Source organism: Bacillus sp. YH3-2-B2, assembly GCF_053663335.1.
The window spans coordinates 380,673-400,059 of the sequence record NZ_JBSJQE010000002.1 but is presented as its reverse complement, the minus strand read 5'-3'; the positions used below and the strand labels follow the sequence as shown (position 1 = coordinate 400,059).

General features: G+C 47.0%; 17 protein-coding genes and 1 pseudogene. 4 read left to right on the top strand and 14 right to left on the bottom strand.

Features of this window, described 5'->3' with window-relative positions:
• The 10 genes and pseudogenes from malS to spo0F form a co-directional block, all read right to left on the bottom strand.
• On the bottom strand, positions 1–1,698 hold the full coding sequence (malS, locus tag ACWJJX_RS06940; protein WP_003151135.1) for an oxaloacetate-decarboxylating malate dehydrogenase: 1,698 nt from the start codon (positions 1,696–1,698) through the stop codon (positions 1–3).
• Between the two features lie 276 nt (positions 1,699–1,974).
• Positions 1,975–2,565 (bottom strand): thymidine kinase, encoded by a 591-nt coding sequence (locus ACWJJX_RS06935; RefSeq protein WP_038464350.1) that lies wholly within the window; start codon positions 2,563–2,565, stop codon positions 1,975–1,977.
• Between the two features lie 84 nt (positions 2,566–2,649).
• The gene (gene rpmE, locus ACWJJX_RS06930; protein ID WP_003151132.1) at positions 2,650–2,850 is read right to left on the bottom strand and encodes a 50S ribosomal protein L31; all 201 of its coding nucleotides are present in this window, start codon (positions 2,848–2,850) and stop codon (positions 2,650–2,652) included.
• A gap of 122 nt (positions 2,851–2,972) precedes the next feature.
• Positions 2,973–4,259, bottom strand: a complete 1,287-nt coding sequence (gene rho, locus ACWJJX_RS06925) for a transcription termination factor Rho (protein ID WP_003151107.1) — start codon at positions 4,257–4,259, stop codon at positions 2,973–2,975.
• Positions 4,256–4,464: pseudogene (locus ACWJJX_RS06920) on the bottom strand (hypothetical protein). Before ACWJJX_RS06920 ends, rho begins: the two are co-directional and overlap by 4 nt.
• A gap of 201 nt (positions 4,465–4,665) precedes the next feature.
• Positions 4,666–5,631, bottom strand: a complete 966-nt coding sequence (gene glpX / locus ACWJJX_RS06915) for a class II fructose-bisphosphatase (protein ID WP_003151105.1) — start codon at positions 5,629–5,631, stop codon at positions 4,666–4,668.
• Positions 5,632–5,664: 33 nt separating this feature from the next.
• Entirely contained in the window at positions 5,665–6,954 is a 1,290-nt protein-coding gene (locus ACWJJX_RS06910) for a UDP-N-acetylglucosamine 1-carboxyvinyltransferase (protein WP_014306008.1), read from the bottom strand.
• A gap of 309 nt (positions 6,955–7,263) precedes the next feature.
• On the bottom strand, positions 7,264–7,902 hold the full coding sequence (gene fsa, locus ACWJJX_RS06905; protein ID WP_003151103.1) for a fructose-6-phosphate aldolase: 639 nt from the start codon (positions 7,900–7,902) through the stop codon (positions 7,264–7,266).
• A gap of 118 nt (positions 7,903–8,020) precedes the next feature.
• On the bottom strand, positions 8,021–8,878 hold the full coding sequence (locus ACWJJX_RS06900; protein ID WP_003151102.1) for a class II fructose-bisphosphate aldolase: 858 nt from the start codon (positions 8,876–8,878) through the stop codon (positions 8,021–8,023).
• 175 nt (positions 8,879–9,053) lie between these two features.
• Complete coding sequence (spo0F, locus tag ACWJJX_RS06895; protein ID WP_012118670.1) at positions 9,054–9,428, bottom strand: sporulation initiation phosphotransferase Spo0F; 375 nt, start codon at positions 9,426–9,428, stop codon at positions 9,054–9,056.
• A 164-nt stretch (positions 9,429–9,592) separates the two neighbouring features.
• Between spo0F and ACWJJX_RS06890 the strand changes: the two genes are divergently transcribed.
• Positions 9,593–10,114 carry a DUF2529 domain-containing protein gene (locus ACWJJX_RS06890; protein WP_077722977.1) on the top strand — a complete coding sequence of 174 codons (522 nt, stop codon included), beginning with the start codon at positions 9,593–9,595 and terminating at the stop codon, positions 10,112–10,114.
• Positions 10,115–10,161: 47 nt separating this feature from the next.
• On the opposite strand, the gene pyrG is transcribed toward ACWJJX_RS06890, so the two are convergent.
• The 3 genes from pyrG to ACWJJX_RS06875 all read right to left on the bottom strand — a co-directional run bounded on the left by pyrG (position 10,162) and on the right by ACWJJX_RS06875 (position 14,873).
• Complete coding sequence (gene pyrG, locus ACWJJX_RS06885; RefSeq protein ID WP_003151098.1) at positions 10,162–11,769, bottom strand: glutamine hydrolyzing CTP synthase; 1,608 nt, start codon at positions 11,767–11,769, stop codon at positions 10,162–10,164.
• 240 nt (positions 11,770–12,009) lie between these two features.
• Positions 12,010–12,537: a DNA-directed RNA polymerase subunit delta gene (rpoE, locus tag ACWJJX_RS06880; protein WP_103526566.1), complete on the bottom strand. Its 528-nt coding sequence runs from the start codon at positions 12,535–12,537 to the stop codon at positions 12,010–12,012.
• 227 nt (positions 12,538–12,764) lie between these two features.
• Entirely contained in the window at positions 12,765–14,873 is a 2,109-nt protein-coding gene (locus ACWJJX_RS06875; protein WP_025853592.1) for a heterodisulfide reductase-related iron-sulfur binding cluster, read from the bottom strand.
• A gap of 138 nt (positions 14,874–15,011) precedes the next feature.
• On the opposite strand from ACWJJX_RS06875, the gene cls reads away from it, so the two are divergent.
• The 3 genes from cls (at position 15,012) to ACWJJX_RS06860 (ending at position 17,527) form a co-directional block, all read left to right on the top strand.
• On the top strand, positions 15,012–16,211 hold the full coding sequence (gene cls / locus ACWJJX_RS06870; RefSeq protein ID WP_454022845.1) for a cardiolipin synthase: 1,200 nt from the start codon (positions 15,012–15,014) through the stop codon (positions 16,209–16,211).
• A gap of 12 nt (positions 16,212–16,223) precedes the next feature.
• Positions 16,224–17,186 carry a UV DNA damage repair endonuclease UvsE gene (uvsE, locus tag ACWJJX_RS06865; protein ID WP_454022844.1) on the top strand — a complete coding sequence of 321 codons (963 nt, stop codon included), beginning with the start codon at positions 16,224–16,226 and terminating at the stop codon, positions 17,184–17,186.
• Between the two features lie 68 nt (positions 17,187–17,254).
• Positions 17,255–17,527, top strand: a complete 273-nt coding sequence (locus ACWJJX_RS06860; protein WP_003151087.1) for a hypothetical protein — start codon at positions 17,255–17,257, stop codon at positions 17,525–17,527.
• A 66-nt stretch (positions 17,528–17,593) separates the two neighbouring features.
• On the opposite strand, the gene ACWJJX_RS06855 is transcribed toward ACWJJX_RS06860, so the two are convergent.
• Positions 17,594–19,321, bottom strand: a complete 1,728-nt coding sequence (locus tag ACWJJX_RS06855) for an ABC transporter ATP-binding protein (RefSeq protein WP_025853595.1) — start codon at positions 19,319–19,321, stop codon at positions 17,594–17,596.
• Between the last annotated feature and the right edge of the window lie 66 nt (positions 19,322–19,387).

Here is a 19,387-nt window from a genome sequence, read left to right as displayed (position 1 = left end):
TTATTTAGCGATAACTTGTTTATATTGCGGTTTCCACATTGCATCAAGAACGGCTTGTTCTACATTCTCAGGAATGCGGTTTGCCACGCCTTCTTTAATGGCAGTTTCCGCTACGGCGATCGCAACTTTAATTGAAACTTCTTGTAAGTCGCTCATGCTCGGCAGAAGGCCTGCACCCGGTGTTTCAAAATCAACGCTTTCTGCGATTGCGTCAGCAGTTGCCGCAAACATTGCAGGAGTAATCACTTTCGCTTCTACAACGATTGAACCGAGACCAAGTCCAGGGAACGCGAACGCGTTGTTAGATTGTCCGATTTCATGAGAAACGCCATTGTACTCCACATTGTCAAACGGGCTTCCTGTCGCCACAAGCACTTTGCCGTCAGTCCATTTGAAAAGATCGCTAGGAACGGCTTCAGCAAGCGGTGTCGGGTTAGACATCGGCATGATGACCGGACGCTCAACGTGTTTTGCCATTTCTTTGACGATTTCTTCACTGAATGCGCCGCTTTGGCCTGATGTACCGATTAAGATTGTCGGTTTCGCTTGACGGATCACTTCAATGAAAGGAATTTGTCCGTTTTCATCGCGTTTCCAATCTTTAATTTCTTCAGCTGTGCGCAGGTACGGCTCTTGGAAATCAAGAATGTTTTCCATACCTTCAATTAACAAGCCTCTGTAGTCCATTGTGTAGAACGCTTTGTTGGCTTCTTCTTCAGAAAGACCGGCAAGCACCATAGTGTCGCGGATTTGGTCAGCGATTCCGATTCCGGCAGATCCCGCACCGAAGACAACCACACGCTGGTCTTTAATAGACGCGCCTGTTTTCTTCATAGCCGCAAGCACACCTGCAAGCGTAATCGCGCCTGTTCCTTGAATGTCATCGTTGAAGGTAAGAATTTCATGGTTGTATTTCTTCATGATATTGCGCGCGTTTTTGTTTCCAAGGTCTTCCCAGTGAAGAAGAGCTTTAGGGAAATATTTAAGCGCAGCTTTTACATAAGCGTCAATGAAAGCTTCATAACGTTCGCCTTGGATACGTTCATGGCGGTTACCGATGTATAAAGGATCGTTCAGAAGTTTTTCATTGTTCGTACCGACGTCAAGAACGACAGGAATAACACGGCTTGGGTCAATACCGGCAGCCGCTGTGTATACGGCTAATTTACCGATGGCGATGTTGATACCGCCTACACCCCAGTCACCGATTCCGAGGATGCTTTCTGAGTCTGTCGCAACGATCAGATCAATATCTCCGGCAGTGGCATGAAGGTTTTCAAATGCCTCTTCAATTCCTTCCACGTTGTCGATAGAAAGGTAAATCCCTTGAGGTCTTCTGTACTCATGGCTGTATTCTTGAATCGCTTCACCGACAGTCGGTGTGTAAACAACCGGCAGCATTTCACGAAGATGGTTTTGAAGCAATTTAAAGAAAAGAACTTCGTTACGGTTTTGCAAATCATTCAAATACACGTTTTGGCGAAGGCGGTCCGGCTGAGCTTGAAACTGCTCGTATGCGCGTTTTGCCTGCTCATCAAGAGACAGAATGGTCGGAGGAAGCAGCCCGTCTAATCCAAGGCTTTTTCTTTCTTCTGCTGAAAACGCAACACCTTTATTTAAAGTAGGGATAGATAGAACTTCTTTTCCTCTTAAAGTAGTTTCTAAGTTGCCTTCCTTCGTTACTTTAATATTATTCAAGAAAATCTCCTTCTTTCTTCAAATAGTTAACAAAGTTAAGTAATTACCCATTTTGGCTAGTGTGATCGCGATCTGCTATATCTTTTTTTGACAATTATTCGAACAATGTCTCATAACTATTTACATTACTTAGTCATTTTATGCCTGTAAAAATGAAAATTCAAGAGATGAAAATTACTTAATTTTTTCATACTCTTTTTTAAGTTAATTAACTACAATTTTTGAAAAACCGTCAAAAAAACACCGGATTTTTTACCGATGTTTTCATGAAAAGGGTTATTTATCAGTCTGTTTTTTCGGCACTTCGTGGTGATGTCTGCATCTCGCTTCGTATGACTCCGACGCGCCGACTAAAATGACCGGATCATCATAGGAAGCGGGCTTCCCGTCAATCAAACGCTGCGTACGGCTTGCCGGCGACCCGCAAACGGAGCAGACCGCCTGCAGCTTCGTTACTGATTCGGCAACCGCCATCAGATTCGGCACCACGCCGAACGGCTCTCCCCGGAAATCCATATCAAGTCCGGCCGCGATGACACGATAGCCTTTATCCGCAAGCGAGGATAAGTCGCCGATGATCGATTCGCCGAAAAACTGCACTTCATCTACCGCAATGACGTCCGTGCTTTCACTGATATGATCCCATATTTCAGCCGAAGACGAGATGACGTGGCTTGTCATGGAGGTGCCGTTGTGAGAAACGACAGCCTCCTCACTGTAGCGATTATCAATGGCAGGTTTAAACACCTTGACCTCCTGCTTCGCATAAGTCGCTCTTTTCACTCTGCGGATCAGCTCTTCTGATTTCCCAGAGAACATGCTGCCGCATATCAGCTCAAGCCATCCGCTTTGCTTCATTATGTACATAGGCTATCCGCTCCCCTTTTTTTCCTGTTTATGGACATAAAAAACAGGCAAGAAGCAATTCTTGCCTGCCTGTAAAATCTATTATTACTTAAGACCGTATTTTTTGTTAAAGCGATCAACACGACCATCAGCAGAAGCGAATTTTTGACGTCCAGTGTAGAATGGGTGGCATTCAGAGCAAATCTCAACGCGTACCTCTTCTTTTACTGAGCCTGTTTCAAATTCATTTCCGCAAGCGCATTTAACTGTTGCTTTTTTGAAATTAGGATGAATTCCTGCTTTCATTGTATCCATCTCCTTCCGCCCTGAATCCCGTGTGGAAACAGAGTTATTATTCCGGAGCGAATCCGGAACGCATATGAGAGAATTATATCAGTCATTTACTGCATTTGCAAATACATTTTTTATCAGCGGCGGGCTGATGATGAAAGGTTTGCCTGCTTCCATTCTTGGTTGATCAGATCGAAGAATTCCTGATTCGTTTTTGTTTTTTTCATTTTTCTCATAAACTTCTCTGCGAAGTCCGGAGAATCAGACATCGATTTGCGGATCGCCCATAGACGGTCAAGATGCTCTTTCGGCACGAGCAGCTCTTCCTTCCGCGTGCCGGAGCGGCGGATATCGATCGCCGGGAAAATCCGTCTTTCCGCAAGAGAACGGTCAAGGTGAAGCTCCATGTTGCCCGTTCCTTTAAACTCTTCATAGATGACGTCATCCATCCGGGAGCCCGTGTCTACGAGCGCCGTCGCCAAAATGGTCAGGCTGCCGCCCTCTTCAATGTTTCTCGCGGCACCGAAAAAGCGCTTCGGACGATGGAACGCAGCCGGGTCAATCCCGCCGGAAAGCGTACGTCCGCTTGGCGGGATAACGAGGTTGTAGGCCCGTGCCAGGCGGGTAATGCTGTCCATCAGAATGATAACGTCTTTTTTGTGTTCAACGAGACGCATCGCCCGTTCAAGCACAAGCTCCGCCACCTTAATGTGATTTTCCGGCACTTCATCGAACGTCGAGCTGACGACATCGCCCGCTACGGAACGTTCAATATCCGTTACTTCTTCCGGTCTTTCATCAATTAAGAGCACGATCAATTCAGCGTCAGGCTGATTTGTCGTAATGCTGTTAGCGATTTCTTTTAACAGCATGGTTTTACCGGCTTTCGGCGGTGCCACGATCAGACCGCGCTGGCCGAAACCGACGGGAGCCATCATATCGAGAATTCTTGTTGAGAGATAATTCGGTTTCGTCTCAAGCACCATTTGGCGGTCCGGATAAAGCGGAGTCAGCGCGGGAAAATGAACGCGCTCTTTCGCAGATTCCGGATCGTCTCCATTTACCGCTTCAACGTGCAAAAGTCCGTAATAGCGTTCGTTTTCTTTCGGCGGACGCACCTTGCCGGATACTTTGTCACCGTTTCTTAAATCAAAGCGGCGGATCTGGGAAGCAGAAATATAGATGTCTTCTGAGCTTGGCGAGTAATTAATCGGTCTGAGAAAGCCGAATCCTTCCGATTGGATGATTTCGAGCACGCCTTCCATAAACAGAAGATCCTCCTGCTCGGCGTTGGCTTTCAGGATGGCAAAGATTAATTCTTTTTTAGTCAGTTTGCTGTAGTAGGAGATTTTATAATGTCTGGCCAGTTCATATAGTTCTTTTAATTTCATATTTTCCAAAGAGGAAATAGATACGTCTTTCATAAAAACACCACGCTTTTCATAGTCAATGTATTGCTGTTTTCATTCAAATCGGCTGCTTCGCATGATTCCGCCAAAGCACATTCTTTTATAAAACGTTCAGGAACTTCTATCGGTAACACTTCCACCCATGATCGGCGCTTTTTTAAAAAAGGAATGTCTTAATGAGTTTTGAAGGAAGCGAGGACAAAAACTTGAGAAGATCAATATTTATATCGTCTGTATGCGGTAGAATTTGAAAATTTCCCAGTACTCAAAAGAAGGAATGACACAGAAAAATCGCAGCACTCTTTATTTTTACCTCATTTCAAAAAATTATTCAACTTAAATAATGCTTTGACATATAAATGATAGGGTTGACTCTTTTTTGCAAAAGAAAAGCGGGACTTTCCGTCCCGCTTTTCTCTATTTATGGCCGGATCACAAGATTTGGTTTTTTCTTCAGGCTGTGTCTTCCGTCAACGAATCGGACCGTTCCTGATTTCGCCCGGATGACCAGGCTTTCAGTCGTGCCGACGGAGCCTTTGAACTGAACGCCTTTCAGCAGCTCTCCGTCCGTGACGCCCGTTGCGGCAAAAATGGCGTCATCCCCTCTCACAAGATCCTCCATCCGGAGCACTTTGGATACATCAAGGCCCATTCGCTCACAGCGCGCCTGCTCTTCCGCACTTTGCGGCAGAAGCCTGCCGATGATTTCGCCGCCTAGCGCTTTTAACGCAACGGCAGACAGCACGCCTTCAGGAGCCCCGCCTGAACCGAAGAGAATGTCTACTCCCGTATGGTCAAAGGCCGTATTGATGGCGCCCGCGACATCACCGTCGTTGATCAGTTTGATTCTGGCGCCCGCCTCACGCAATTCAGAGATGATTTTTTCGTGTCTGTCACGATTTAAAATGGTTGCCACGACATCTTCAATGTCTTTATTTTTCGCTTTCGCAACGGCTTTTAAGTTATCAATGACAGGCGCTTCGATATCGATGCAGCCTACCGCTTCGGGACCGACCGCGATTTTTTCCATATACATATCCGGGGCGTTCAGCAATGTTCCATGGTCGGCGACCGCGATCACCGTCAGCGCATTCCAGCCGCCGCTCGCTACGATGTTTGTGCCTTCAAGAGGATCGACGGCGACATCGACGCGCGGGCCGTATCCGTTTCCGAGCTTTTCGCCGATGTAAAGCATCGGCGCTTCATCCATCTCGCCTTCCCCGATCACGACCGTGCCTTTCATCGGCACCGTGTCAAACACGTCACGCATTGCGCTTGTCGCCGCATCATCAGCTTCATCTTTTTTCCCGCGGCCCATCCATCTGGCAGATGCTAAAGCCGCCGCTTCAGTGACTCGAACCAATTCCATCGATAAGCTTCTTTCCATTTCAACACGATCTCCTCTCAAAAGTCCGCATTTCTATGAATTTTGGAGCTGTTCTATCTCTTCGTCCGTCAGCCTTTGCCGCCAGATTGTGGCGCCCAGACCTTCGAGTTTTTTCTCAAGATTGCTGTAGCCGCGGTCTAAATGCTCGAGACCGGTAATTTCGGTTACGCCGTCAGCCATGAGTCCGGCGACGACCAGACAAGCGCCTGCACGCAGATCGCTCGCCTTTACTTTTGCGCCCTGAAGCTCGGCCGGACCGGTGATAATGGCCGACCTGCCTTCCACTTTCATATTGGCCCCCATCCGTCTCAGCTCATCTATATGTTTAAATCGGGCCGAGTAGATGGTATCGGTTACGACGCTCGTGCCGCTGGCTCTCGTTAACAGAGATGTCATCGGCTGCTGAAGATCAGTCGGGAATCCCGGGTAAACAAGCGTTTTTACGTCGACCGGTTTTATCTGCTTCTGCCCGCCGAGCATAAGAAGCTGATCGTCACTCGTCTCGATGTAAAAACCCATTTCCCTGAGCTTCGCCGTTAAAGACTCCAGGTGAGTCGGTATGACATTATCAATAATGACTTCTTTCCCCATCGCGGCGCCGGCGATCATAAAGGTGCCCGCCTCAATTCTGTCCGGAATGATCGTATGCCTGCATCCGTGCAGCTCTTTTACGCCGTCGATTCTGATTACATTGGTTCCCGCGCCTTTGATCTTTGCGCCCATGCTGGTGAGCAATGTGGCAACATCAATAATCTCAGGTTCCTTGGCGGCGTTTTCTATCACGGTTTTACCTTCAGCCAGTACAGCGGCAAGCATGATATTGATCGTCGCTCCGACGCTGACGACATCTAAATAAATCCGTGCGCCTCTCAGCCTTTCGGCGCGCAGATAAATCGCGCCTTGTTCATTGGTGACTTCCGCCCCAAGCGCCTCAAACCCTTTGATATGCTGGTCAATCGGCCGCGGCCCGAGATGGCATCCGCCCGGCAGTCCGATGACCGCCTGTTTGAAGCGGCCGAGCATCGCGCCCATTAAGTAATAGGAAGCGCGGAGTTTTTTCACTTTGCCGTTGGGAAGCGGCATGCTGATCATCGGGGAAGGGTCGACGACCATTTCTCCTTTTTCAAAATGGACGTTTCCGCCGATTTCTTTCAGCAGGTCACGCAGCGTTTCAATATCTGAGATCTCCGGAAGCCCTTCGATCGTTACTTCGGAATTTGCCAGAATGGTTGCGGGTATCAATGCGACGGCGCTGTTTTTCGCGCCGCTGATATGTACGGTTCCGTTTAACGGATCGCCGCCGGCAATATTCAACTTTTCCATGATAGTCTCCTTCCATAAGAAGATAGCTGCGGAGCGTAAATAAAATGGCATTTTATTCTGTCTCTGCAAATAAAGCTCTTGTCCAAAATGTAGCCAATTCGAAGAGAAAGAATACAAGGACATTATAAAATAACAGGAAGAAAATAGCGAAGCTTTGCGGGGCATTTTTAACACAGGATGCACAGAGGCCCGCCGGGTTCATATTCCGGGGAAACACACTCTTCACTTTGATACTGAAGGCCCGCTGCCAAACAGGAAAACATAAGGGTGCGGCAAACGGATGCAACCGGTTTGCCGCCCTTTTCCCCCTTATTTATTCCAGTCAGCCAAGAATTGCTCGATGCCTTTATCCGTTAACGGATGTTTCGTCAGCTGGTGAATGACTTTCAGCGGCATCGTACCGATATGCGCACCGCGTAAAGCGGCTTCAGTCACGTGCTGTGCATGACGGATGGAAGCTGCGATGATTTGTGTATCAATGTCATGAATGTCAAAAATCTGTCTTATTTCTGAAATCAGTTCAAGACCGTTATGGCCGATGTCATCCAGACGGCCTAAGAACGGAGATACATAAGTCGCCCCGGCTCTTGCCGCCAAAAGCGCCTGGTTGGCGCTGAAAATGAGCGTTACGTTTGTTTTAATGTTCAGGTCGCTCAGCGCTTTTACGGCTTTTAACCCTTCAGACGTCATCGGGATTTTCACCGTAATATTCGGCGCGATTTTCGCAAGTTCTTTACCTTCTTCAATCATTTCTTCAGCATTCAGGGAAATGACTTCCGCGCTTACTGATCCGCTCACGACTTCCGTAATCTCACGAAGTCTGTCATGGAAAGACACGTCAGCTTCTTTCGCCACTAAACTAGGGTTTGTCGTAACTCCGGCAAGAACGCCAAGTTCATAAGCTTCTTTAATCTCGTCAATGTTTGCTGTATCAATGAAAAATAACATAAGGAAAGCCTCCCCAGTAATAAATTTTCAGAACTGTAAAACATGATTGCGCTTTCTAAAAGTAAGACATAAAACCGCCTGTCAATGCTGTCAGGCGGTTTATGGATGTTACATTGAATTAAGCTTGGTTTGAAGAACCGAACTCACGCATTTTGCCGATAACCGTTTCTTTGATTGCTTCACGAGCAGGTCCAAGATATTTACGAGGATCGTATTCGTTCGGCTTAGCTGCCAATGTTTCGCGGACAGCTTTTGCAGAAGAAATTTGGTTTTCAGTGTTTACGTTGATTTTAGCCGTACCAAGTGAGATTGATTTTTTAATGTCGGCAGTCGGAATTCCTGTACCGCCGTGAAGTACTAACGGAAGGCCGGTTGATTTTCCGATATCTTCCATTTCTTTGAAACCGAGGTTCGGTTCGCCTTTGTAAGGACCGTGAACAGAACCCAGTGCAGGTGCAAGGCAGTCGATGCCAGTGCGCTCTACAAGTTCTTGACACTCTTTAGGGTCAGCATAGATTACGCCTTCAGCGATCACGTCATCTTCCTGTCCGCCTACAGTTCCAAGCTCAGCTTCAACTGAAACGCCGTGGAAATGAGCAAGCTCAACCACTTTAGCTGTAGTTGCTACGTTTTCCTCAAACGGATGGTGAGATGCGTCGATCATTACAGAAGTGAAACCTGCATGAATCGCTTTCGCACAAGATTCAAAGCTTGAACCGTGGTCTAAGTGAATCGCGACAGGAACTGTCACTTTGTATTCTTCCATAAGAGCTTTAACCATGGCAACCACTGTTTTGAAGCCGCCCATGTAGCGTCCCGCGCCTTCTGAAACACCAAGAATAACCGGGGATTTTTCCTCTTCTGCTGCTTGTAAAATAGCTTGAGTGAACTCAAGGTTATTTAAGTTAAATTGTCCAACAGCATATCCTTTTTCTTTAGCTGTATTCAACATTTCCGTCATTGAAACTAAAGGCATGTCGAAAGTCCTCCTTATGTAGCCTGATTTGCTTCTTCTCGAAAAAAGCTTTCCACCTATAGCATGACCATAAAAACCTGTCATATGTAAAACAACAGATCGCTTTTTCTCCATCTCTAGGATACCAACTTTTCGACAAATCGGCAACACAATGACATAATTGTTTCTAATTTTATTAATTCGATTTTAGAGGTAAATATTTTTTCACCGCGTCTCTGATCTCATCAATGTCAAAAGGTTTCGCAAAATGGGTCAGCGCTCCGAGCTCTTTTGATTCCTTAATCATATCGAGTTCTCCGTAAGCGGTCATGATAATGACGCGGATGGATTCGTCGATCATCTTCATGCGCTTGAGAATTTCGATACCGTCCATGCCGGGGATTTTCATATCTAAAAGCACGAGATCGGGCCGTTCTTTCGTTACGATGTCCAGCGCCTGTATGCCGTTGGCGGCCTGAAACGTCTGGTACCCTTCTTTATGAAACACTTCATTGAGCAATATGCGTATACCGTATTGGTCATCTACGATTAAAATCTTTTCATTCATCATTTTACACCCCAATATTATCATTTTCGTCAAAAGGAAGCAGTTGTTTATGTATTCTGTTTGATTTTCACATTTCCTTTAATTATAATAGTCTACTTTCCGACATTTTCTGAGCATTTTCTCTTTTGTTGTATACTGTTCTTGTATGTGTAAAGGAGGTTTCACTCATGTTAAAGATATTTACGACACAGCTTGCAGGCATTTTTTCCCGCATTCAGGATAAGGAATCCGAAGCAATAGAAGACGGCGCGCGCCTGCTGGCGCAGGCAGCCGTCAGCGGTCATACCATTTATTTATACGGCGCAAATGAGATGCAGGGCATTTTGTGCGAGGCGGAGCTCGGCTCAGAACCGATGCCTTCCGTCAAAGCGTTTCCGGATACAGCTGATTCGGTTACAGAAAGCGACAGGGTGCTGATGTTTTGTTCAGGTCCGGGCACAGCTGAAGAACAGGCGCTGGCTCAAAAGCTTTATGAAAAAGGGGTCGGCCTCGTTTGCGTATCTCCTGTCATCAAAGATCAAACCGGGATTGAGGAATTTTGTGATGTTCATATTGACAGCAAATTAAAAATGCCGCTTCTGCCCGATGAAGACGGGACAAGATACGGCTTTCCTTCATTAATGACAGGCCTGTATGTCTATCACGCGCTATCCTTTACGTTAAAGGAAATGATGCAGGAATATGCCTGATGCAGAAAAAAGACTTGCCGCTTTTAAAGGAGGCAAGTCTTTTTTTATTACTTCTGTTCTGCAGCTTGTACGGAAGCGCCGATAAAGTCTTTGAATAAAGGCTGAGGTCTTGTCGGTCTTGATTTGAACTCAGGGTGGAACTGGCAAGCGACATACCAAGGATGATCTTTCAGCTCGATGATTTCCACAAGGCGGCCGTCAGGGCTTGTTCCTGAGAACACAAAACCGTTCTCTTCCATTTGCTGTCTGTATTCGTTGTTGAATTCATAACGGTGGCGGTGGCGTTCGTATACCACTTCATCCGCATACGCTTCGAAGGCTTTCGTGTCTTCCTGAAGCTTACAAGGGTACAGTCCGAGACGAAGCGTTCCTCCAAGATCCTCGACATCTTTTTGTTCTGGCAGAAGGTCGATGATCGGATAAGGAGTGGACGGATCGATCTCCGCAGAGTGAGCCCCTTCCAGACCTAATACGTTTCGCGCATATTCAATGGATGCAATCTGCATACCGAGGCAGATGCCGAAGAACGGAATTTTATTCTCACGCGCATACTTGGCGGCAATGATTTTCCCTTCTACGCCGCGGTCCCCGAAACCGCCGGGCACGATGATTCCGTCTGTGCCGCCAGTCAGCTCTTGAATATTGCTTTCTGTCACTTCTTCGGCGTTAATCCATTTGATCTTCACATCAGCGTCAAACGCATAGCCCGCGTGGCGCAGTGATTCAACGACTGAAATGTAAGCGTCCTGAAGCTCGACGTATTTACCGACAAGGCTGATTGTAATGGTTTTAGACAAGTTTTTCACTTTCGTGACAAGGTCTTTCCATTCCGTCATATCCGGGTCTTTGCATTCTAATTTCATATGATCGCAGACAAGCTTATCGAGTCCCTGCTCCTGAAGGTTAAGCGGGATGGAGTAAAGGTTGTCCGCATCTTCGCACTCGATGACCGCTTTCGTGTCAATATCGCAGAAGAGCGCGATTTTATCTTTCATATCTTGAGAAATCGGCATTTCCGTGCGCACGACGATGATATTAGGCTGAATACCGAGGCTTCTCAGCTCTTTTACGCTGTGCTGCGTCGGTTTTGTTTTCAGCTCGCCCGCCGCTTTGATGTACGGAACAAGCGTACAGTGAATGTACATCACGTTTTCATGGCCGATGTCGCTTTTCATTTGACGGATGGCTTCAAGGAACGGAAGGGATTCGATGTCTCCCACTGTTCCGCCGATCTCAGTAATGACTACATCTGCGTTTGTTTCTTTGCCTGCACGGTACACACGGTCTTTCAGTTCATTTGTGATGTGCGGAATGACCTGAACCGTTCCGCCGAGGTAGTCCCCGCGGCGCTCTTTTTTCAATACGGCAGAATAGATTTTACCGGTCGTCACGTTGCTGAATCTGTTCAGATTAATGTCAATGAACCGCTCATAATGCCCTAAGTCAAGGTCAGTCTCAGCGCCGTCATCGGTAACGAATACCTCACCGTGCTGGTACGGGCTCATCGTTCCCGGGTCAACGTTGATATAAGGGTCAAATTTTTGGATGGTGACGCTCATGCCTCTGTTTTTCAAAAGGCGGCCAAGTGATGCTGCCACAATTCCTTTTCCGAGTGATGATACAACTCCCCCGGTTACAAAAATATATTTCGTCATTTCGTTTGCTCCTCTCTTCGGTCTGCGCTACATTCCTTAAAATGTGCCGTTTTATAGAAAATCATTTCACTAAAAACAAATGATGTGTAAAAGAATTTGGGAGATGAAAATAAGAAAGCTCCCTTTCAATTTCTTGAAAGGGAGCGTAGCACTCTTATGAATTCTCTTCTTTTTGAAGAGCCCAAAATACATACTACATAGTTCGACAATGAAAGTCAAGATCGTTTTGCTGATATAAAATCAGTCTTTGCGATCCTCTTCCTCATCATCATAATCTTCCTCATCTTCTTCAATCATCTCATCTTCAATCTCAAGCTCGTCGTCATCTTCTTCATCGATATCTTCGTCGTCAAAGCTGTCTGCGTCAAGGTCAATATCTTCTTCCATTTCATCGAGATCGATGTCATCTTCATCAACTTCCTCGAATTCATCAAGGTCGAGATCTTCCTCAACGGCTTTTTTCGCTTTTTTCTTTTTCGCTTTTACAGTCGGCTGTGTTTCTTCGTCCAGCTGATCGTACGGATACCAGCTGCGGAGCCCCCATGTCTGATCTGACAGAGCAATAAAGCGGCCGTCAATGTTGAGGTCTGTATAAAATTGGGCGATACGGTCGCCCAGTTCCTCTTTCGTAACACCGAGCAAGGAGATCATTTCATTCAGCAGCTCCTGGAACGGAACCGGTTTTTTATGTTCTGAGAAAATTTCGTGAGCGATTTCAACTAAAGCCATCTGCTTCAGCTGTTCCTGAGAATATTGTTTGATACCCAAGGTCGGACACTCCCTTTCTATTACTTATATGTATCTGTTTCTATCCTATAATAAGAACGAATTTGTATTGTTTTGTTCATAAACCATACCTCTCATTATAAACAAATTAAAACAGAATATGCTACCCTAAACAGCGTAATTTAAGAAATTTTAGAGCCTTCCCTTCATAAATCGGCTGATGTGCGAAAACAAAGCCGCCGGCATATGCGCCGGCGGCCCGCTTCTTTCTATAAAGACTCTTGTTTTCCGGCGCCGAATACAGACATGGCGAGCAATTCACTGACATCATAAGTGCCGATCGCGTCTTCGGCTTCTTTCGCTTTCGTCCCGTCACCGAGCATGGTCAGACAGTAAGGACATCCGGAGCTGATGACCGTCGGACTGACAGAAAGCGCCTGCTCAGTCCGGGCCGTGTTGATCCTCGCTCCCGTTTCTTCTTCCATCCACATGAGCCCTCCTCCGGCGCCGCAGCACATCCCGTTTTCGCGGCTGCGCTCCATTTCCTTCAATTGAACGCCCGGAATGGCTTTTAAGATCGCTCTTGGCGGCTCATACACTTCGTTGTATCTTCCTAAATAGCACGAGTCATGGAAGGTAATCGTTTCATTGACCGGGTGAAGCGGTTTTAGTTTCCCCTGTGACACAAGCTCGGCTAATAATTCAGTATGATGATAGACTTCGGCCCGGAATCCGAAATCAGGGTATTCATTTTTGAACATATTATAGGCGTGCGGATCAATTGTGACGATTTTTTTGATTCCGTGTTTTTCAAATTCGCCGATGTTGTGTTCCGCCAGCTCTTGGAACAGAAACTCGTTGCCCAAACGGCGCGGCGTATCGCCTGAGTTTTTTTCCTTATTGCCGAGAATCGCAAAGGATACGCCCGCTTCATTGAGCAGCTTTGCAAATGAGACGGCAATCTTTTGGCTCCTGTTGTCGTAGGAACCCATTGAGCCGACCCAAAACAAATAGTCGAACTCTTTGTCTTGTTTTTTCATTTCTTTCACTGTCGGAATCTCTGTATCAGCCTGCTCCCGCCAGTTCTCCCGCTCTTTCCGGTTTAAGCCCCACGGGTTTCCCTGTCTTTCAATGCTTGTCATGGCCCGCTGCGCGTCGCTGTCCATCTTCCCTTCCGTAAGCACAAGATAGCGGCGCAGATCGATAATTTTATCAACGTGTTCATTCATGACCGGACATTGATCTTCACAGTTGCGGCAAGTGGTGCACGCCCAAATCTCCTCTTCCGTGATGACCTCGCCGATTAAGCTCGGGTTGTAATCAATGGCTGCCGCCGCTTCACGCGATCCTCCCCCTGAGGAAGCCGCGGCGAGCTGATTCGCCTTCGTGTGCTGAAAAACGGGCGCGGGCACCCACGGAGATTTTGATGTCACGGCAGCGCCTTTTTCCGTCAAATGGTCTCTGAGCTTTAAAATGAGGTCCATCGGAGAGAGCATCTTGCCCGTACCGGAGGCCGGACACATATTTGTACAGCGGCCGCATTCGACGCAGGCGTAAAGGTCGACAAGCTGAGAGCGGCGGAAGTCTTCAATCTTTCCGACGCCGTAGCTTTCTTTCGTCTCATCGGTAAAATCGATTTTTTCCAGCTTTCCTTTTGAATCCAGCCTGCTGAGGAACACATTCGCCGGACCCGCAATTAAGTGCGCATGCTTTGATTGCGGCACGTACACTAAAAAGCTGAGCAAAAACAACAGATGAAGCCACCATGAAACATAAAATACGGCGGCGGCCGCCGGCGCTGAAAGACCGCCGAGCACAAACGCAATGGAGGAAGCGATCGGTTCCGTCCAAGACAGAGAATGATCGTGCCATAAAAGGTTCATGGCGTTCCCGAGCAGCACCGTCACCATCAGTCCGCCGATAAACAGCAGGACAAGCCCCGCTTTAAACCCGCGTTTCAATCTGACGAGCTTTTCAATGTAGCGCCGGTAAAACGCCCAGACTACGGCGATTAAAATCAGAAACGTGACGATTTCCTGAAAAAAGGTAAATGCCGGATAAAGCGGGCCGAACGGCAGATGCCGGTCAGGAAGCAGCCCTTTCAGAATAAAATCAATTGCGCCGAACTGAACGAGTATAAAACCGTAAAAAAACAGAACGTGGATGATTCCGCTCTTTTTATCTTTCAGCAATTTTTTCTGTCCGAACACATTCACCCATATCTTCTGAAGACGTTCTTTCAGGCGTTTATCAAATTCTTCCCTTTGGCCGAGCTTAATATAAGCGATCCTCGTTCTGATCAGGTAAACGAATAAATAAACGGCGTAAGCGGTTACAGCTGAAAACAGCAGCGCGTTTACCATGAGAAATGCGTTCATCTTGTCTCCCCCTTTGTTCTGATTCCCCTCTTCATTGTCATATCTTTACTTTATCATAAATAATGAATGAGTGTTCAGTCAATAATTAAATTCACATTCTCAGGGCACACTACGGATACTTCGGAAAGGAGCGTCGGTATGAAGGTCATTTTTGTGTTGCTTGTCATTTTTATCATATTGATCGCACTTATGCTGTTTGATATGCTGCTTGGCCGGGCGGCGTACAAAAAACAGGCGTATGAGCCCGTTTTTGACCCGAAAAAGAGTAATATCACACTCATTCACTGCGGAAGCGAGCTTGTGCAGCAGATGACGGCTGATATCCGCCAAGCCGTCTCTTCTATTCATATGATGTTTTTTATTATGAAGAACGACCAAGTCAGCCATGAGATGTTTGATTTATTGAAAGAAAAGGCCCGGGCCGGCGTCTCCGTATATCTGCTGCTCGATTGGGCGGGCAGCCGCCAAGTGAAAAAGCCTTCCATTCAAACGATGAAAAAAGCCGGCGTTCACGTTCATTTTCTAAATAAACCGGCATTTCCGTTTCTTTTTTTCAGGCTGCAAAAACGGAATCACCGGAAAGTGACCGTCATTGACGGCAAAATCGGCTATGTCGGCGGCTTTAATATCGCTGAAGAGTACCTCGGCAAAAAAGCGAAGTTCGGAAACTGGGAGGATTATCACCTGCGGATGACCGGCGTAGGCACGGCGGATCTTCAGACTCTTTTTGTAAGCGACCTGAAACGAAATACCGGAAAAACACCCGAATCACCCGGGGTTTATCCGGCATTATCCGAAGGGAATATCTCTCATAGGACATATGCATCTGACGGTTTTTCGCTTGAATCGCATTATGAAAACTGCATCCGTAAGGCGGAGAAAAAAATCATCATCGGCACGCCTTATTATGTACCGAGCAAAAAGCTTCAGGAAGCGCTTATTTCAGCCTGCCGAAAAGGCGTCAAAGTCATCTTGATCGTTCCGATGAAATCAGATCACCCGCTCGTTCGGGAAACAGCTTTTGCCTATTATCCCGAGCTTCTGAAGGCCGGCTGCCTCATCTATCGGTATTATCAAGGCTTTTATCATGTTAAAGCCTTCATTATAGATGACCGCATCAGCATTATCGGCACGCCGAATTTTGATAAACGGAGCCTGTTCTGGAATGAAGAGGTGAATGTCATCATTCATGATGAAGCCTTTACAAAGGAAGTGCTTTCAACCATAAAGCAGGACATCGAAAAATCCGAGCTTCTCACATTAGAAAAAGTGAAACAGCGCTCCGTCAGACAGCTTCCTGCAGAATGGCTGGGAAAGGCCATATCTTACTTTTTATAAAGGAGAAACCATATGCTGTTCAGATTCGGATTCGTCGCAAACGCCATGCGCCTTTGGGACGCGTCCCCCGCCAAAACCTTAACATATGCGCGCTATACCAAGCTTTCCCGCAGTGAGCGGAAAGACGCCCTGCTTTCTGTGACGAAAGCAAATCTTACCAATACGCTGCGCACCCTTCACTATGCGGTCGGCCACGGCATCCCTTTGTACAGGTTCTCAAGCTCAATTGTGCCGCTCGCCACGCACCCGGATGTAATGTGGGATTTTGTCACGCCGTTTCGCCAGGAGTTTCGTGAGATCGGCGGGCTGGTCAGAAAATATGACCTCAGAACGAGCTTTCATCCGAACCAATTCACGCTTTTTACAAGCCCGAAACGGGAGATTACCGCAAATGCGGTCAAGGATATGGCCTATCATTATGACATGCTGGACGCAATGGGCATCGCGGACCGTTCCGTGATCAACATCCATGTCGGAGGCGCTTACGGTGACAAACAAAGCGCGCTTGGCCGTTTCCGCGTGAATCTGAAAGAACTTCCCGATGTCATCAAACAGCGGATGACTTTAGAAAACGATGATAAAACATATACGTCCGAGGAAACACTCAGTGTATGTGAGCAAGAAGGCCTTCCGTTTGTGTTTGATTATCACCATTTTTACGCCAATCCGGCCGATGACGCTGATTTAGATGACATTCTTCCGCGGATGATCAAAACATGGCAGCGGATCGGCTTAAAGCCGAAGGTCCATCTCTCCTCGCCAAAATCAGAATCAGCCGTACGCAGTCATGCGGACTATGTGGATGCGAATTTTATTCTGCCGGTGCTGGAGCGGTTCAGACAATGGGATGCGGACATCGATTTTATGATTGAGGCGAAAGAAAAAGACCGGGCGCTGCTCCGGCTCGTCGAAGAATTAAGCGCCATCCGCGGAGTTAAACGCCTGGCGGGCGGAGTGCTGAGGTGGAAGGTATAACCAGGTTTATCACCCGTTCATATGGGGAATTTCCGAAATAACAGACCATCAGACGGAGGAGAAAATACATGAAAAACATTACATCTTTGAAAATAGCCGCTAAGAAGTTCACTTTAAGAAACATGCTTCAGCTTTATCAGCTTTGCCACACGGGAGGCCACGAGCTGTATATCTACTCTAAAAAAACAATGTGCAAAATCAAAGATATCATTGAGCTGGAAACGTTCAGAATGGCTCATAAAGAACAAGAATATTTAATTGTAGTGGAAGGAAAGAAAGCGGTGCAGCTTGTTGACCGTTTCAAACATATCATCGAACCTGCGCAAAAAGAAGCCCATTAAATACGGACTACATAAAAAAGGATAGACAGGAGGCTGCCCGGCCCCCGCTCGTCTATCCTTTTTCCATTATTCATGTATCAGCTCGCCGAATTGGGCCTGATGGAGTCTCTGGTACATGCCGCCGGATGCCAGCAGTTCCTTATGATGACCTTGTTCAGCGATGCCTTCTTTCGTGACGACGACGATCCTGTCCGCATCCTTAATCGTAGCCAGCCGATGGGCGATCACAAGCGTTGTGCGTCCTTCAGACAGCTCTTGCAGCGATTTTTGAATGGCGGCTTCCGTTTCTGTATCGAGGGCTGATGTAGCCTCGTCTAAAATTAAGATCGACGGGTTTTTCAAAAACATTCTGGCGATGGAAAGCCGCTGCTTCTGCCCGCCTGACAGCTTCACGCCGCGCTCGCCGATCACCGTGTTTAAACCGTCGGGATACCCGTTTACCAAATCCTCTAAATGTGCCTGGCGGACGGCCTGCCGGATTTCTTCCTCAGACGCATCGAGCCGCCCGTAAGCAATGTTTTCCCGCAATGTGCCGGAAAACAGAAAGACATCCTGCTGGACGACGCCGATTTGTCCGCGCAATGATGACAGCGTCATGTCCTTAATATCGATTCCGTCGATGGAAATCACGCCTTCAGACGGCTCATAAAAGCGCGGCAGCAGACTTGTCAGCGTTGATTTCCCCGCTCCCGAAGGCCCGACGAATGCGACTGTCTCCCCGGCATGAATGGACAAATTGATTCCCGACAGAACCGGGCTGTTTTCTTCGTAACCGAATGACACACCATCATAACGGATATTCCCTTTTAAACCGGACACATGTCTCGCGTTCGGGGCGTCCTTGATATCAGGCTCCGTTTCCATTATTTCTATAAAGCTTTTAAAACCGGCTATGCCTCTCGGATACAGCTCAATAATCGCGTTGATTTTATCAATCGGACGGAACAGAACGTTCGTCAGCAGCACAAAAGCGACGAATTCTCCGTAAGATAACGATCCGCGGATCACGAACCATGTCCCGCACAACAGGACGAACAGCGTGACGAATCTTGTCAGCATGTAACTGATCGAGCCGTTTTTCGCCATGATTTTATATGACGTCAGCTTTGTTTTGCGGAAACGCTGATTGTTCACGTCAAACCGCTGCTTTTCAAACGCTTCATTGCTGAAAGCCTGAACAAGACGAATGCCGCCGATATTGTTTTCGACCCTCGCGCTGAAGTCTCCGACGTCTTTGTTCAGTTTTGTAAACGCAGAGGTCATTTTTTTATTAAAATACAAAGCAAGCCAAATGACGACCGGCATAATAATAAAGGTCAACAGCGCGAGCTGCCAGTTAATGAACAGCATCACACCGAACGCGCCCAAAATCGTCATGACCGCGATAAACAGGTCTTCAGGCCCGTGGTGGGCGGTTTCTCCGATATACATCAAATCATTGGTGAGCTTGGACATTAAACTGCCCGTTTTGTTGTTATCGTAAAATTTGAACGAAAGCTTTTGCAGATGGTCAAAAAGCTTTTTCCGCATATCGGTTTCAATGTTAATGCCGAGCATATGGCCCCAATACGTCACAACATACTGAAGCGCCGAGCTGAGGGCGTAGACTCCGAATAAAGCAGCGGAAGTCAAAATAATCAGACGCCAATCCCGCCCCGGGAGCAATGTATCGATAAAGTAATTAACAATCAGAGGAAAACTCAGCTCCATCAATCCGCCGGCGATGGCAGAAAAGAAGTCGAGAAAAAACAGCTTTTTGTACGGTTTATAATAAGAAAAAAATTGTCGCAGCACGATTCCGTCCTCCTTGTGCCTCGTTCCTAATGATAATATTTCTCAATTATACTATACACAAGGAGT